Raw genomic sequence first — 16,718 nt, 5'->3', positions numbered from 1 at the left:
TCCGGTTATGCTTGGAGTCAATCCCTGCTGCTCTGGAGAGATTGGATGTTGGCGCTCATGGCGTTGAAGCCTCACAAATCTCTCCATTTTCAACGAGGGCTAGAGGCTCTATCCCTTGTGAGGCAGGGGGTCTAGCTATGTTGTCACCCTCTCAGATTCAGAGGAAGCTGAAGCATTTCGTAAAATGGGCTTTTCAATTAGTACGCATTCAGCAACAGAAAATCCTGGCACGGCATATCTAGAAGAAAAAGAAACTGTTCTCTATCGCGGCTGGATGCTCAAAAAAGAAGACTATCAAACATTTGAGTTGTTAGTTCTTCAAAAAAATGCCCGACTCTTTACATCATCAAGTAGCTATCTCGCGACACATCACTTGCCAAACTGGTACGATCGCCTCTCTTTATATACTCCAGAAACCGTGGCGATCGCCGATCTCGAAACTGCTGAAAACGTTCTAGAATCTTTAGCATGGAACAAGTATTTTATCAAAGACTTTGTCAAGTCTGTTAAAACTTCTATCGGCTCGGTGATTACCGACTCTCACGAACTTCCAAAAATTATCGACGAAATGATGAGATTGCGAGGCGAAATTGAAGGAGGTTTGTGTATTCGTCGTTTTGAAGAATTCGTTCCTCATACAGAAGTTCGCTATTTTGCGATCGAAGGAGAACCGTTTTCACCCAATCGCAAACCTTGTCCCGAACCCGTATGGTTTGCCGCCAAAAGGATACAAAGCCCTTTCTTTTCCATCGATATCGCCCAGAGAACTGACGGAGTATTGAGGATCGTCGAAATTGGTGACGGACAAGTTTCCGATCGAACGGGCTGGAGTTGCGATCGCCTTGTAGAAGTCTTATCACAAAAACTCTTAAAATAAACATTGTGTATAGTTTTTTTAATATAAAAATTAAAAAAACTATTTTCCTCAGTGGTTCGTTCTCACCGAAGCACACCAGCAAACCTTACAAAATTTCGTCAAAATTCATCTCGCTTCTCTAGGGATTTTTACTGCATTATTCGCTCTCAAAAAAATGGGGCCGAAATCCGACCCCAACCCACAAGGAAAGATCGAGGAAAACCTAACCGATCGCCAATCCCAAATCGAACGGTGAAACGATCGTCGTCGCCGCCTGAACCGCAGCCGGAGACGTATTCTGAACCAGTCCGATAAAGTCGTTGTTACTCAACTGCAACAAGACATCTGCTCCTGACTGGAGGAAACGAACGTCGTTTAACGTCGCTTGGGTAGCAATGACGACGCGATCGCCCTCCGCACTGTTGAAATCCGTAATAACATCGACCGCATTGGGATCGCGTTGTCCGGCGTCCGTATCCGTCCGCAGAATGAAACGGTCGGCTCCCGTTCCACCCGTTAGCGTATCCTTATCGCGATCGCCGAGCAGCACGTCGTCTCCATCCTCGCCGAGAATCAAATCTTCGTTTTGTCCGCCGCGCAGAAAATCATTCCCCGTCCCGCCAGAAATCGTATCGACCCCGATGTTACCGTGGGCGATATCGTTTCCGTCGCCACCGCTGAGGAAATCGTTCCCCTGACCGCCGCGTAACAAGTCGTCTCCGCCATTTCCCGCGAGTACGTCGTCACCCTTGTTCGCATACAGCACGTCGTCGATCGCCGAACCCGTAATGGTGTCGTTGCCCCCAAACCCGATAAATCCCGAAGGATTCGCCGCACTCAGAGCATTATCGATCGTGAGGTTATCGGCGTTGTCGGTCAACACCTGAAATCCGAGGGGCAAACTGGCGCGATTGAGGCGGTTGACATAAAAATTCAGCGGTTCGGGAGTCAGAAACGCCGACGCTCGCGACGGTATGATGCCATCGACAATGCGAGCCGCTTCGATGCGATCGCCCTGAGCGATCGTATCCATCACAGACAACCCGTTCCGAATCTCGCCAAAAACCGCATAATCCCCATCCAAAGACCGAGAATTATTTCTTAAATTAAAATAAAACTGAGACGAGGCCGAATTCGGGTCGGTCGTCCGCGCCATCGCGATCGTTCCCCGCTCGTTTTTCAACACCGGATCGGCATTAATGCCAGCTTCATCCAACGTCAAACCGAGAAGCGGCCTCTCCGCTCCCTCCGGCTTAATTTCGAGAGGAATCTCGCGTTCCTGTCCCGTTGCTGGGTCGATAAACCCACTCCGGCCGAGAAGTTCCGGCGGAAAATTCGGATTGCGGCTGTTGGGATCTCCCCCTTGCGCCACAAAATTAGAAACGACCCGGTGAAACGTCACACCATCGTAGAACCGCCGTTCCACCAAATCGGCAAAATTACCTGTCGTAATCGGTGCGTTCGCGCCGTCGAGAAAGATTTCGATGGGCTGACCGTCTACGACCATCACCGCCGTCGCCGAACCCGAGAGAGGAGAAAAATTTACCATCAATCGATCTGCTGGGCTAAATCCCTATGTACTGTCCGCGTTCGATTATCCATGCTTTTACGTCTTCCGACGCTACCCCCCACGTTTGAGTTCCTCGAGCCGGGGAGCCGGGGAGAAGGGGAGAGGGGGAGAGGGGGAGAAGGGGAGAAGGGGAGAGGGGGAGAAGGGGAGAAACAGTTATCTGTTTGCTGTCTTCACTGGTGACTGGTGACTGGTGACTGGTGACTGGTGACTGTAAAAGGGTGTTACGATTGCCACAGAAGAAGAAGAAGAAACATATTGGAACTGAAGTCCTGCATGAACGCAATGGAAAAGTCAATATCCTTCGACGGACGGGATATTCGACTAAAAGTTGGATTACTCGCTCCACAAGCTGGTGGCTCCGTCTTAATCGAATCTGGCGATACAGCAGTTCTAGTGACCGCAACCCGGTCTAGCGGCCGAGAAGGCATTGATTTTCTCCCCCTGCTCGTAGACTACGAAGAACGACTGTATGCAGGTGGGAAAATCCCAGGCGGATTTTTGCGGCGAGAAGGTCGTCCTCCCGAAAAAGTCACCCTCACCAGTCGGTTGATCGATCGCCCGATGCGTCCGTTGTTCCCTCAGTGGTTGCGGGACGACATTCAAATCGTCGCCACGACCCTGGCCATGGACGAACACGTTCCCCCAGACGTTCTCGCCGTCACGGGGGCTTCGATCTCGACGATCTTGGCGCAAATTCCCTTTAAAGGTCCGATGGCAGGAGTTCGCGTCGGCTTGCTCGGCGACGACTTCATCATCAACCCCACTTTTGAAGAAATTCGCACGGGCGATCTCGACCTCGTCGTCGCCGGAACTAAAGAAGGCGTAGTCATGGTCGAAGCTGGGGCGAACCAACTCCCCGAACAAGACATCATCGAAGCGATCGACTTCGGCTACGAAGCCGCTTGCGACCTCATTGCGGCGCAAGAGGAACTGATGAAAGACCTCGGTATCGGCTTAGTCACCGAAGAACCGCCGGAAGTAGACGATACCCTCGAAATTTACGTCCGCGACGCCGCCACGGAACCCGTCAAAAAAATCCTCAGCAACTTCGACCACGACAAAAACAGTCGCGACGAAGCTCTCGATGGCGTCAAAGAAGAAATCGCCGCCAAAATCGAAGAACTCGAGGAAGAAAACCCCATCCGTCAAACCATCGCTGAAAACGCCAAAGTTCTCTCCAACGTTTTCAAAAGCGTCACCAAAAAACTCATGCGCGCTCAAATCGTCGAAGACGGCGTGCGGGTTGACGGACGCAAACTCGACGAAGTGCGACCGATTTCCTGCCAAGTCGGCCTCCTTTCGCCCCGCGTCCACGGTAGCGCCCTGTTTAACCGGGGTCTGACGCAAGTGCTGTCCTTGGCCACCTTGGGAACTCCCGGCGACGCCCAAGAATTGGACGACTTGCACCCCCAAGAAGAAAAACGCTACCTGCACCACTACAACTTCCCCCCTTACTCCGTCGGCGAAACGCGCCCCATGCGATCGCCCGGACGCCGGGAAATCGGCCACGGTGCCTTAGCCGAACGGGCCTTGATTCCCATCTTGCCGTCGAAAGAAGAATTTCCCTACGTCATCCGCGTCGTCTCGGAAGTTCTCTCCTCCAACGGTTCGACCTCGATGGGGTCGGTGTGCGGTTCGACCCTCTCGCTGATGCACGCGGGCGTCCCCATCCTCAAACCCGTCAGCGGTGCGGCAATGGGGTTAATTAAAGAAGGGGACGAAGTTCGCATCCTCACCGACATCCAAGGCATCGAAGACTTCCTCGGCGACATGGACTTCAAGGTGGCTGGGACTGACTCCGGCATTACCGCCTTGCAAATGGACATGAAAATCACCGGGCTGCCCTTAAATGTCGTGGCTGACGCCATCAAACAGGCACTTCCGGCGCGACTCCACATCCTGAACAAGATGATGGAAGCCATCGACCAGCCGAGTCCTGACTTGTCGCCTTTCGCCCCTCGCCTGTACAGCCTCAAAATCGACCCCGATCTCATCGGCTTGGTTATCGGCCCCGGCGGAAAAACCATCAAAGGCATCACCGAAGAAACCGGTTGCAAAATCGACATCGACAACGATGGAACGGTCACGATTTCCGGCATGGACGGCACCAACGCCACCCGCGCCCGCCGCATTATCCAGGGTATGACCCGCAAAATCGAAGCCGGAGAAGTCTTCCTCGGCCGCGTCACGCGCATCATTCCCATTGGGGCGTTCGTGGAAATCGCCCCCGGTAAGGAAGGAATGGTTCACATTTCCCAAATCGCCGACTACCGCATCGGTAAGGTCGAAGACGAGTTATCTGTCGGCGACGAAGTGATCGTGAAGGTTCGCGACATCGACAACAAAAATCGCATTAACCTCACCCGCCTCGGCATCCACCCCGACGAAGCCACCGCAGCCCGCGAAGCCGCTGCTATCTAGCCGGGGGAGAAAGGGAGAGGGGGAGAGGGGGAGAAGAGCGTGACGCTGCTCTCTTGACTCCCGTTTTCCTGGTCTTCTAAAGTCGCGGTTCCCAGGGAAACCTGGGAATTTTGCGTTTGGGGCATCTTGCGTCCCGAGTGCGGGGTGGGTGGCGGCGGTGGGTGACGATTTCTCGGTCTCGCGTTCGACCCCCGATTTTTCAAGTCACGCACCTTTGTCTGTTGGCGGTATACAGGGTCGGTGCGTGACGATTTCTCGGTTTCAGGTTCGACACCGGATTTTTCAAGTCACGCACCCTACGCTTCACTGTTCGCTGTTCGTTGTAAAAGGGGTTGGCAAATGGTCGTCGAGCTGTCAAAAATGGACAGTGAATCTAGTCAACGGTCTTTTGCGTCGAGCGGTAAGCAATGCACAGCGTTTTTTCTGGGCCTTTACAGGTCGAACGTCTGGCGATCGCCATCGAAGCTCTTCCCCCTCATTTACACGGGATGCGCGTCGTCCAACTGTCAGATTTACACTATGATGGACTGCGTTTGAGCGATCGCCTGCTCGATCGCGCTATTTCTGTTTGTAACGAGCAAGAACCGGATCTCGTCGTCCTGACGGGCGATTACGTGACCACCGATCCCGAACCCGCTTGGGAACTCGTCCGACACCTCAAACGCCTCGAAAGTCGCGCTGGGGTGTACGCCGTTTTGGGAAATCACGATTTGTATCGACGGCGATCGAAAGCGGTAGTCACGAAAGCCCTCGAAAGTATCGGTATCCACGTCCTCTGGAACCAGGTCGCCTATCCCTTCGGCGACAGTGTCGCCCTGGTAGGACTTCCGGATCTCTGGGCGCGGGATTTTAAGCCAGCCTCGCTGTTTGCCTCGATTCCCTCGGAGATCCCGCGTTTGGTACTCTCCCACAACCCCGATAGCGCTGAAGTGTTACAACGGTGGCGAGCGGACTTAATCCTTTCGGGACATACTCACGGCGGACAAATTGTCGTTCCCGGTATCGGACCGCTGGCGTTAGCCCTCGAACCCATGCGCCAAATCGTCCCGAAACCGCTGCGCCGCTTCGTCCCTTATTTGTCTGAATGTAAGAAAGTCGTCGAGCATTGGGAACACGCCTTGGGACTGCACCGCGTCGGCGAGAACTTACTTTATGTCAATCGCGGTTTGGGAACCTATTTCCCCGGACGGTTGTTCTGTTGGCCGGAACTTACGGTATTCACCCTCGAACCGAAACTCGAGCGATCGCTCGAAGTCAAAGATCGAGATGTTGTCTTGTTTTCACAATGACTCGTAAACTCTTTCTGTTCGGGCGATGGCTGTCGGTAGCCCTCGCGTGTAACCTCGTGCATTCGATCGCCTTTGGCTCGATCGCCGCGTCCGAACCTCCTCCATCTCGAGATCTCGATCGCACCGTCGATACGTCGATCGCGCGATCGACAACGCCAGCTATGCGACAGATCGAGAACGCAAACACCCGCTTGGGGTTGCAAGTCTTTTCGACCGTTGCCCGAGATCGCCCTACTGAAAACGCAGCGTTCTCTCCGACGAGTTTGTCAGTGCTGTTGGGACTGCTCTATCGCGGGGCGCGATCGCAAACCCAAACAGATATGGCGTTCGCGTTGGGATATGCCGGATTGACGCCTGAAGAGGTCGATGGTTACTACGATACCCTTTTAACTTCCTTCGAGGCGCTCGACTCGGATTACACCCTCGATCTGGCCAATGCAGTTTGGGGACAAGAAGGAGAAGCGTTCGACCCCACTTTCCTCGAAATCGCTCGAACGGTTTATCGAGCGACCCTCGAATCGATCGACTTTCAACAAATTACCATCGCCGTCGAACAGATTAACGACTGGGCGGCCGCCGCCACCCAAAACCGCATTCAGAATCTGTTAACCCCCCGCGATCTCGATCCGCCTCCAGTCGTCGTTCTCACCAACGCCCTGTATTTTCTCGGGGGTTGGACGCTTCCGTTCGACGAAGATAAAACCGAACAGCGATCGTTCGCTCTCGCCGACGGCGGGCAAATCGAACATCCGATGATGTTCCAAAAGAATATGTTTCGATCGCTGCAAACCGATCTCTTTCAAGCGATCGAACTTCCCTATGGCGATTCAGAACGCATCGTCATGTATGCGTTTCTCCCCCACGAAAACAAAACGCTGGCAGATTTCTACCGCCAACTCACCCTCGAAAACTGGAACGCTTGGCTCGAGTCGTTCGACTCGCAGTACTCTCGAGCGATCGTGGTGGGTTTTCCTCGTTTTCGTCTCGATAGCGACGCACAACTCAACGAAGCACTCCAATCCGCAGGACTCGAGAGTATATTTAGAAACGATGCAGATTTTTCTAACATCGTCTCGGATGGATTCTGGATCGATCTCGTCAAGCAAAAAACCTACGTTGAAGTGAACGAACGAGGAACGGAAGCGGCCGCTGTCACGGCAATTATCGGAACGCGAGCCGCTCCGCAAGAAATCGTTTTCGATCGCCCCTTTTTCTTTGCCATCTGCGATACGGAAACCAACGCGATTTTATTTCTCGGTACCGTCGTCAACCCTCGATCGTGACGCGAGTTCGACCGTTCTCGATACCCGAACCTGTTTTTTTGCGATCGTGATGCGTCAGTCTTCTAGCCGCGTTTTACAAACGCTGACCCCCTATCTCTTTCTCCTTCCGGCGGGACTCGTTCTCCTCGTCACCGTCTTTTTTCCCACCGCCCAAGCCTTTCTTCTCAGCTTTACCCGCTATGAATACGACCTCACCCAAGCCCCCCAGTGGATTGGCTGGGCGAACTTTCAACGGCTTTGGGGCGATCCGATTTTCTGGCAAACCTTACGCCAAACTCTTCTCTATCTCGTGGGCGTCGTTCCCGTCCTCGTGACCGTTCCGCTCGGTTTGGCAATTCTCGTCAACCGCCCCCTCAAAGGCATTTCCTGGTTTCGCGCCTTTTACTACACACCAGTTATTTTGTCAATGGTCGTCGCGGGATTAGCCTGGAAATATCTCTACGCCGAAAACGGTTTGTTCAACCAAATTTTGCAGCAGTTGGGAGTAGAAAACGGCCTTCCCTGGCTGACGAGTCCCAAATTCGCCCTGTTTAGCGTCATGGCGGTAACGGTGTGGAAAGGGCTTGGGTATTACATGGTGGTGTATTTGGCGGGGTTGCAGTCGATTCCCGAGGAATTGTACGAAGCGGCGTCTCTCGACGGTTCCGATGGGTGGCGCAAACATTGGGACATCACCGTTCCGTTAATGCGTCCTTATTTGTTGTTGGTGGGGACGATTTCGGCGTTGTCGGCGACGAAGGTGTTCGAGGAAGTGTACGTGATGACTCAAGGCGGTCCTCGCAACAGCTCGAAAACCGTGGTGTACTATCTGTACGAACAGGCGTTCGATCGCCTGGAAATCAGCTACGCCTGCACCATCGGCTTAGTCTTGTTTTTGCTAATTTTAGGGCTGTCCTTTGCCAATTTAAAACTAACTCAGCGGTAGCGAGCTTTGGCTTTTTTGTTGCTTTATTTTTGAATCACTACAGGGTGCATCTCACTTTTGCACCCAGAACCCCACCCATCCTCCCCTTACTAAGGGGAGATGCCGAAGGACGTTCGGCGAGCGCGGTTCGGCTGAGCGCTCACCGTCGAAGCCTCAGTCGAGGCGCGGAGGGGTCGTTCTACGAAATTGAGATGCACCCTCACTACAGAACTGGGACGATCCCACCCTAATCGACCTTTAGATTAATTCTTCACCAACTTAGTATTAGCTATAGCAGTCCCAAATGAGTTTTCAAAAATTAAAACACCCGAAAAAATCTGATTCCCCGTTCCCCGTTCCCCGTTCCCGATTCCTTTTTTGTCTAAATTTTGTTACATAACTGATTTAGGGTTGCTATAGTTGTCTCTGTAATACGGATTCCATTTTATATTGCCAAACAGCCTAAAAAAACTATTTTTTTGTTATAATTTACGCCAAAAAACAAGTTAATTTGATAAACGGCGATCGATCTTGCCGATATCTGACTTACAAAAAATACTCTGTCACGAGCCTGCCCCCAAAAACCAAAAAATACGGCACAATATCAAACGGTCTTTCCCAACAAATAGGTTTATGCAAAACCCAAATTCCGTTATCTCAGGAGTGAACGTCAACCCAGAACGCCTGAGAACAGGCATCCAAAACATCCAAAACTACTTCTTCAGCCAACAACATCCCGACGGCTACTGGTGGGCGGATCTCGAATCCAACGTCACCATGCTCGCCGAAGTCGTTTTACTCCACAAAATTTGGAATACGACCAACCGTATTTCCCTCAACAAAGCCGAAGCGTTCTTACGTCGAGAACAGCGAGAACACGGCGGTTGGGAACTCTGTTACGGCGACGGCGGCGAACTCAGTACCTCCGTCGAAGCGTACATGGCGTTACGCTTGTTAGGCGTCGATCGCGACGACGAAGCCCTCGTCAACGCCCGAAAATTCATCTGCGATCGCGGCGGAATCAGCAAAACCCGCATCTTCACCAAACTGCACCTCGCCCTCATCGGATGCTACGACTGGCGGGGACTTCCTTCCATTCCGCCCTGGATTATGCTGCTTCCCGGCGACGCCCCCTTCAGCATTTACGATATGTCTAGTTGGGCGCGGGGGAGTACCGTTCCCCTGATTATTGTCTTCGATAAACAACCAGTTTTTCCGGTCGAACCCAAGTTTACCCTCGACGAACTCTACAGCGAAGGCGTCGAAAACGTAAAATACGATCTTCCCAAAACCGGCGATTGGGGCGATTGGTTCGTCGAACTCGACAACGGCTTTAAATTCGCCGAACAGTTAAACCTGGTTCCCTTCCGCGAAGAAGGCTTGAAAGCCGCCGAACAGTGGGTGTTAGAACGTCAAGAACCCACCGGAGACTGGGGCGGAATTATTCCAGCGATGCTCAATTCTATGTTAGCGTTGCGCTGCTTGGAGTACGATGTGGCCGATCCCGTCGTCGAGCGAGGATTCCAGGCGATCGATCGCTTCGGCGTCGAAACCGAAAACGCTTACTGGGTGCAGCCTTGCGTGTCTCCCGTGTGGGATACCGCCTGGGTGGTTCGCGCCTTAGTCGAATCGGGAATCGCCCCCGACGACGAACGGGTGGTGAAAGCGTCGCAGTGGTTACTCGACGAGCAAATCCTCGATCGCGGCGATTGGGCGGTGAAAAATAAAAACGGCGAACCGGGCGGTTGGGCGTTCGAGTTCGACAACCGCTTCTATCCCGATCTCGACGATTCGGCGGTGGTGGTGATGACCCTCAACCAAGCCAAACTCCCCGACGAGAACGGAAAACAGGCGGCGATCGCTCGCTGCGTGCGTTGGATGATGTCGATGCAATGTCGCGATGGCGGTTGGGCGGCGTTCGATGTGGACAACGACAAAGACTGGCTGAACGCTCTCCCCTACAGTGATTTAAAAGCTACGATCGATCCCCCCACGGCGGACGTCACCTCGCGAGTCTTGGAAATGGCGGGAGAATTGGAGTCAGATTCCCACGACGCGCCCTTGAAGCGGTATCGCCAGCAATTTCAACAGGCGTTGAGTTACGTGGTTCGCGAACAAGAAGCCGACGGTTCCTGGTTCGGGCGTTGGGGCGTCAACTACATTTACGGAACCAGCGGTGCGCTCTCGGCGTTAGCGTTAGTCGCCCCAGATACCCACCGTGAGGCGAGCGATCGTGGCGTCTCCTGGCTTGTCAGCGTACAGAACGATGATGGCGGCTGGGGCGAAACCTGTCGCAGTTACGACGATCCTGCGTTGAAAGGACGAGGCGACAGTACCGCTTCTCAAACTGCGTGGGCGTTAATCGGTTTGTTAGCCGCAGGGGAGGCGACGGGTTCCTGGGAACGGGAAGCGATCGATCGCGGAATCAACTATCTCCTCGACACGCAAAAGCCCGACGGTTCCTGGTTTGAAGCCTACTTCACCGGAACTGGATTCCCCAGCCATTTCTATCTCAAGTACCACTACTATCAGTTGTACTTCCCCTTATTGGCGTTAGGGCGCTATCGCAAAGCCTTCGGAGAGCGTTAAAATCCCCGATTTCCAAAAAAGATCCCCGGCATCTTGGAGATGCCGGGGATCTGGCCCGAAGCTAGGGATCTCGCCCAAGATTTTGCTTGAGAAAAATCCAAATCTCAATCGATTTTATCGGCGTTGGCACGATACCAGTCGATGGTATTTTTCAACCCTTCTTCAAAACTCACCTGAGCTTCAAAGCCAAACCGTTCTTTCGCCCGTTGGGTGTCCAAACAGCGGCGAGGTTGTCCGTTGGGTTTGTCTCTTTGCCAAGCAATTTCGCCGTCGAACTCCATCAGTTTACAAATTAACTCGATGAGGTCGCGAATCGAAATTTCCGAATTCGTTCCCAAGTTCACGGGATCGGGATCGTCGTATAACTGCGTCGCCATGACGATACCTCGCGCCGCATCCGTTGAATATAAAAATTCCCGCGTTGGCGAACCGTCGCCCCACACGGGAATTGTTTTCTCCCCTCTCTGCTGCGCTTCGTGAACTTTGCGAATCAACGCCGGTATCACGTGGGAACTTTGGGGGTTGAAGTTATCTTCGGGTCCGTACAGGTTCACCGGAAGCAAGTAAATGCCGTTAAATCCGTACTGGAGGCGATAGGCTTCTAACTGTACCAACAACGCCTTTTTTGCAATGCCGTAAGGGGCGTTCGTCTCTTCAGGATACCCGTTCCAAAGGTCGTCTTCCTTAAACGGAACTGGCGTAAATTTAGGATAGGCGCAGATGGTTCCCACACAGGTAAACTTCTCGACGCCTGCCTCGTAAGCCGAATGGATGAGCTGCGCCCCCATCATCAAGTTGTCGTAAAACAATTCGGCGGGTTTCTCGCGATTGAGACCGATTCCGCCCACGTGAGCCGCCAAGTGAACGATAATATCTTGATTTTCCACCACTCGCTGACAGTCCGAGAGCTGGCGGAGGTCGCAATCTTTCGATCGCGGAACGGTAATTTTATCAGGATTGGCTCCGGCTTCGATCAGTTGGGCGACCACTTGACGGCCGAGGAATCCCGCACCCCCCGTCACCACAATTCGTTTGTCCGCTAACGCTAAACCAGCCATGAGAGTGCCTCGCTGTTATCGAGAATCTTAAAGAGCATCGTACCGAACGTTGCCCGAGAGGGAGAATTGAGAGAACGGCGAATCTCTCCCAATTCTCAGGCGATCGCATTAATCGACAGTATTCACGGCCTCTTGACGAATAAACGCGCGATCGTCGGGGGCTTGTCCGCCTTCTTGCGGAGACGGCAACCCTAACGCCGCCATATCTGCATCGACCATTAACTGAACCAACTCCTCGAACGTCACCGACGGTTCCCAACCCAGATTTTTCTTCGCTTTCGTGGCGTCGCCGATGAGCAAGTCCACCTCAGCCGGACGTAAATAGCGGGGATCGAACTCGACGAAATCCTGCCAGTCTAAACCCACGTAGGTAAACGCCAAATCGAGAAATTCGCGAATCGAGTGGGTTTCGTTGGTGGCGATGACGTAATCGTCCGGTTCGTCCTGTTGCAGCATCAGCCACATCGCCCGCACGTAGTCTTTGGCATAGCCCCAGTCTCGCTTGGCGTCTAGGTTGCCCAAAAACAGTTTTTTCTGCATTCCACCGACGATTCGCGCCACGGCTCTCGTGATTTTGCGCGTGACGAAGGTTTCCCCCCGTCGCGGCGATTCGTGGTTGAACAGAATTCCGTTACAGGCGAAGAGGTTGTAAGACTCGCGGTAGTTAACCGTTTGCCAGTGGGCGTAAACTTTGGCGCAAGAATAGGGACTGCGAGGGTAGAACGGGGTCGTTTCCTTTTGGGGAATTTCTTGAACCTTGCCGAACATTTCTGACGACCCCGCTTGATAGAAGCGCACTTCGTTTCCGGTACGCTGCTGGTAGTCGCGAATGGCTTCGAGCAAGCGCAACGCCCCCATGGCCACGGTGTCCACTGTATATTCCGGCGAGTCGAAACTCACGCGCACGTGAGATTGAGCGCCGAGGTTGTAAATTTCGTGGGGTTGTACCTGTTCGAGCAGACGGCGCAAGGTGGTTCCGTCGGTTAAATCGCCGTAGTGGAGAAACAGGCGGGCGTCTTCACTGTGGGGATCGACGTAGATGTGATCGATGCGATCGGTATTGAACGTCGAGGTTCTGCGGATAATGCCGTGAACTTGATACCCTTTCTCTAAGAGAAGTTCGCTCAGGTAAGAGCCGTCCTGACCCGTAATCCCCGTAATTAGCGCTCGCTTCGCTTCGGTCATAGTTACTGAATCCTCATTCGCTTACGACAAGGTCGAACCCAAGTCACTTGTCACCCATTAAAGTCTCCCCGAGCGGCGATCGTCCACACTCGAAATCGAGGGGCGATCGTTCAGTCGGCTGACGCGATCGCTCTGGTGACGGTTGCTCGTCGGGTCGGATCGACCTTAGTAGGCGCCGTTGTTTTTGGGAAAAACGATGACACCGATCGTTTTGACAGCAATCCAAATATCCATCCAGAGACTGCCAGCGTTTACGTAGTAGACATCGATTTTTACCCGCTTTTCGTAAGGGATATCGTTGCGTCCGGAAACCTGCCACAATCCCGTAATTCCCGGTCGAATGGTCAACACTTTATCGATATAGCGTCCGTATTTGGACAGTTCTTCGACCACTAAGGGACGAGGACCGACGACACTCATGTCTCCTTTTAGAACGTTCCAAAACTGCGGAAATTCGTCGAGACTGGTAAAGCGTAAAAAGCGACCGATCCAGGTAATTCTGGGATCGTCTTTAAGCTTGAAGTTGTCTTGAAATTCTTCCCGAAGTTGAGGAGAAGTCTCCATAATCTGCTCTAGCACGGCGTCGGCATTAGGAACCATGGTTCGGAATTTAATACATCCGAAAATCCTTCGATTTTTTCCGACGCGTTCTTGAACGTAAAAAACCGGCCCGGGAGAGCTGATAAAAATTAGGAGCGCTAATAACAGATAAACTGGCGAAAAGAAGACGAGAACAAAAGTCGAAAACGCGATATCGAACAGTCGTTTGCTGACGGCTCCGCTCGGTTCGTCGAGATCGATAGCGAGGAATCGCGCCAGTGCCTCCGATAGACGGGGACTGAATCCACGTTTGACAAACGCCCACAGTCCTTTACCGGAGATGAGTTGGCTATTGGCAGTCATCTTACTCCTTTCGATTCACACCACACACACTGTCCTGATATTAAAGCCATATCGATCGGCTTCGATCGCACTCGAGGCGATCGTTATGACGACAGGACACTCACTTCGTCTGGCGTACCAGAGCGAAAGTCACGATAACAGCGTTCTAGGAACGATAAATAACGCTGTTGGAAAATTGTAGGGGCAAACCGAGCCGAATGCGATCGCGCGGCGGCGGAATTAAACCGCGATCGCACGGTTTCAAAGGTTTTGACGGCTTCGATGAGAGCGGTTTCGGTTTGTTCGTCAAAGAACAGGCCGGTTCCGTTTTCTCCCCAAGTTCGCAAGTCGCGCACGGTTTCGAGAGCGCCACCCGCACCGTAGGCGATGACGGGCGTTCCGCAGGCTTGGGCCTCCACCGGTGCCATGCCGAAATCTTCACAAGCGGCGTAGACGAAGGCTTTGGCGTTCGAGAGGTATCGATCGACCACCTCGTCGGGTTGTGCGCCTAAAATTTCGACGTTCGGTTTGGCGATCGCTTGCAGGCGATCGCGCAGCGGCCCGGTTCCGATCACCACCAAGGGTTCCCCTAACTGATTGAAGGCTCGCACGATCGGCTCGACTTTTTTGTAGCTTACGAGTCGAGAGACGATGACATAGAAGTCTTGTTTCTGTTCGACGAATGGAAATCGTTCGACGTTCACCGGCGGATAAATCACTTCGGCTCGCCGTCGGTAACACCGCCAAATTCGCCGAGCGGTATGTTGGGAATTGGCCGCGAAGTAATCGACGCGGTTGGCAGAAATAACATCCCACTGACGCAAATAATGCAGGAGCGCCCGCGTTAGAGCGCCGGGAAGCCCCCGCCCCGCCCGAGATCCCCGAAGATAGTCAAACGTTAGATCCCAGGCGTAACGCATGGGCGTATGACAGTAACACAGGTGCATTTGGTGCGATCGCGTCAACACCCCTTTGGCGACGGCGTGAGACGATGACAGAACGATGTCGTATCCCTCTAAATCCAACTGTTCGATCGCCAGCGGTAACAAAGGTAAGTATTTCTGAACGCCGCGACGGGCGAACGGAAGGTTCTGTAAAAACGTCGTTGTGATGGGGCGTTTGTAGAGATAACTCTCGGGATTCGACGACTCGAAATCGACGAGGGCATAAAGATCGGCCGCGACGTGCTGTAAAATCTCTCGCACCACCAGTTCCGAGCCGCCCGTCGCTTCTGGGGTCAACCACTCGTGAACCAGTGCAATTTTTGAAGTGTCCCAATCTGGCATCGTTTGCCCGCGTCCCACATCACACCACCACAACATCAGGTTACGATACCGTATTTCATCGACCGGGCGATCGCACCCGGAGGGGATTTGTCCGGTACGATATTTTGTCAGTTGGGAATTCCATTATTCTGTAAAGAGCCAACGGAATTTATCCTGAGTGGGTGTGTGTGTGACTTCAATTCCTCCGATCGATTTAGGACAACAATATCGAACCATTGCCTCGGAACTCGAAACGGCTGTATTGAAGGTGATGGCATCGGGTCGTTACATTGGCGGCGACGGCGTGACTCAGTTCGAGCAGCAGTTTTCCGACTACGTGGGAACGACTCACTGTGTTTCTTGTAATTCCGGTACGGACGCCCTGTATTTGGCACTGAGAGCCTTGGAAATTGGAGCAGGGGACGAGGTCGTCACGACCCCCTTTTCCTTTTTCGCCACCGTGGAAGTCATCAGTGCGGTGGGGGCGACTCCCGTTTTTGTCGATATCGATCCGAAGACGTTTAATCTGGACGTGGCGGCTGTGGAAGCGGCGTTGAGCGATCGCACCAAAGCGATCCTTCCGGTTCACCTGTTCGGCCGTCCGGTGGAGATGTCAGCGTTGATGGAGATATCTGCTTCGCGAAACATTGCGATCGTCGAAGATTGCGCCCAAGCTACCGGTGCCACCTGGAACGACCGTCAAGTGGGGAGTTTCGGACGCATCGGCTGTTTTAGCTTTTTTCCCACGAAAAATTTAGGAGGCTTCGGCGACGGCGGGGCGATGACGACAAACGACCCCGAGTTGGCCCGTCGTTTGCGGGTGCTGAAAGAACATGGTTCGACCCGACGCTACGTCCACGAAGAAATCGGCATTAACAGCCGTCTCGACGCAATACAGGCGGCGATTTTACAGGTCAAGCTGGGGTATCTCGACAAATGGAACGCCCAGCGGCGAGAAATCGCCCGTCGTTACGCGGAATTGTTACGGCCGATTCCTCACGTCGTTTTACCGTCAGAGTCCGATAACGGCGGCGAGAGCGTGTGGAATCAGTATACGATTCGCCTGAGTACCCCCCTCGATCGCGATCGTGTCCGCGAATCTCTCCAAACTCTCGGCGTCAGTACGATGGTGTACTATCCGATTCCACTCCACCGCCAACCCGTCTATCGCGAGTTAGGCTACGACGAGGGCAGCTTTCCCGCCGCCGAGACAGTCTGTCGCGAGGTGTTATCGTTACCCATGTTCCCCGAACTGACGCCAGACCAACAACAGGCGATCGCCTATCGTCTCAAAGAAGCGATCGGTGATTGAGAGGGAACGGGGAACGGGGAACGGGGAACAGTCACCAGTCACCAGTCACCAGTGAAGACAGGGAACAGGGAACAGGGAACAGGGAACAGGGAACAGTTAAT

At 53.3% G+C, this 16,718-nt stretch carries 12 protein-coding genes; 7 read left to right on the top strand and 5 right to left on the bottom strand.

The window, feature by feature from the left end; translation table 11 throughout:
• Positions 1-184: 184 nt before the first annotated feature.
• Positions 185-877, top strand: coding sequence for an ATP-grasp domain-containing protein (locus GEI7105_RS31730; protein ID WP_017662413.1), 693 nt, complete (start codon positions 185-187; stop codon positions 875-877).
• Between the two features lie 202 nt (positions 878-1,079).
• Here the strand turns inward: GEI7105_RS31730 and GEI7105_RS0121155 are convergent, their stop codons facing one another.
• Complete coding sequence (locus GEI7105_RS0121155) at positions 1,080-2,405, bottom strand: peptidylprolyl isomerase (protein ID WP_017662412.1); 1,326 nt, start codon at positions 2,403-2,405, stop codon at positions 1,080-1,082.
• A gap of 297 nt (positions 2,406-2,702) precedes the next feature.
• Between GEI7105_RS0121155 and GEI7105_RS0121150 the strand changes: the two genes are divergently transcribed.
• From GEI7105_RS0121150 to shc, 5 genes are all read left to right on the top strand, one after another.
• A complete protein-coding gene (locus GEI7105_RS0121150; protein WP_026097839.1) occupies positions 2,703-4,850 on the top strand; it encodes a polyribonucleotide nucleotidyltransferase in 2,148 nt (715 codons plus the stop codon).
• 407 nt (positions 4,851-5,257) lie between these two features.
• Positions 5,258-6,139 carry a metallophosphoesterase gene (locus GEI7105_RS0121140; protein ID WP_017662409.1) on the top strand — a complete coding sequence of 294 codons (882 nt, stop codon included), beginning with the start codon at positions 5,258-5,260 and terminating at the stop codon, positions 6,137-6,139.
• Positions 6,136-7,422, top strand: coding sequence for a serpin family protein (locus GEI7105_RS0121135; protein WP_017662408.1), 1,287 nt, complete (start codon positions 6,136-6,138; stop codon positions 7,420-7,422). Before GEI7105_RS0121140 ends, GEI7105_RS0121135 begins: the two co-directional genes overlap by 4 nt.
• Positions 7,423-7,471: 49 nt before the next feature.
• Positions 7,472-8,347 (top strand): carbohydrate ABC transporter permease, encoded by an 876-nt coding sequence (locus GEI7105_RS0121130; RefSeq protein WP_017662407.1) that lies wholly within the window; start codon positions 7,472-7,474, stop codon positions 8,345-8,347.
• Between the two features lie 612 nt (positions 8,348-8,959).
• The gene (shc, locus tag GEI7105_RS0121125) at positions 8,960-10,915 is read left to right on the top strand and encodes a squalene--hopene cyclase (protein WP_017662406.1); all 1,956 of its coding nucleotides are present in this window, start codon (positions 8,960-8,962) and stop codon (positions 10,913-10,915) included.
• Between the two features lie 104 nt (positions 10,916-11,019).
• Here the strand turns inward: shc and GEI7105_RS0121120 are convergent, their stop codons facing one another.
• From GEI7105_RS0121120 to GEI7105_RS0121105, 4 genes are all read right to left on the bottom strand, one after another.
• On the bottom strand, positions 11,020-11,973 hold the full coding sequence (locus tag GEI7105_RS0121120; RefSeq protein ID WP_017662405.1) for a GDP-L-fucose synthase family protein: 954 nt from the start codon (positions 11,971-11,973) through the stop codon (positions 11,020-11,022).
• A 108-nt stretch (positions 11,974-12,081) separates the two neighbouring features.
• On the bottom strand, positions 12,082-13,158 hold the full coding sequence (gene gmd, locus GEI7105_RS0121115; protein WP_017662404.1) for a GDP-mannose 4,6-dehydratase: 1,077 nt from the start codon (positions 13,156-13,158) through the stop codon (positions 12,082-12,084).
• Between the two features lie 165 nt (positions 13,159-13,323).
• Entirely contained in the window at positions 13,324-14,061 is a 738-nt protein-coding gene (locus tag GEI7105_RS0121110) for an undecaprenyl-phosphate galactose phosphotransferase family protein (RefSeq protein WP_017662403.1), read from the bottom strand.
• Between the two features lie 83 nt (positions 14,062-14,144).
• Complete coding sequence (locus tag GEI7105_RS0121105; RefSeq protein ID WP_017662402.1) at positions 14,145-15,362, bottom strand: glycosyltransferase; 1,218 nt, start codon at positions 15,360-15,362, stop codon at positions 14,145-14,147.
• Positions 15,363-15,495: 133 nt separating this feature from the next.
• Here GEI7105_RS0121105 and GEI7105_RS0121100 point away from each other — a divergent pair, with 133 nt between their 5' ends.
• Complete coding sequence (locus tag GEI7105_RS0121100) at positions 15,496-16,617, top strand: DegT/DnrJ/EryC1/StrS family aminotransferase (protein WP_017662401.1); 1,122 nt, start codon at positions 15,496-15,498, stop codon at positions 16,615-16,617.
• Positions 16,618-16,718 lie beyond the last annotated feature (101 nt).

It is taken from the genome of Baaleninema simplex PCC 7105 (assembly GCF_000332355.1).
Lineage (GTDB): Bacteria > Cyanobacteriota > Cyanobacteriia > Cyanobacteriales > Geitlerinemataceae > Baaleninema > Baaleninema simplex.
The sequence above is the reverse complement of the archived record's forward strand: the minus strand, read 5'-3'. Positions and strand labels throughout refer to the sequence as shown.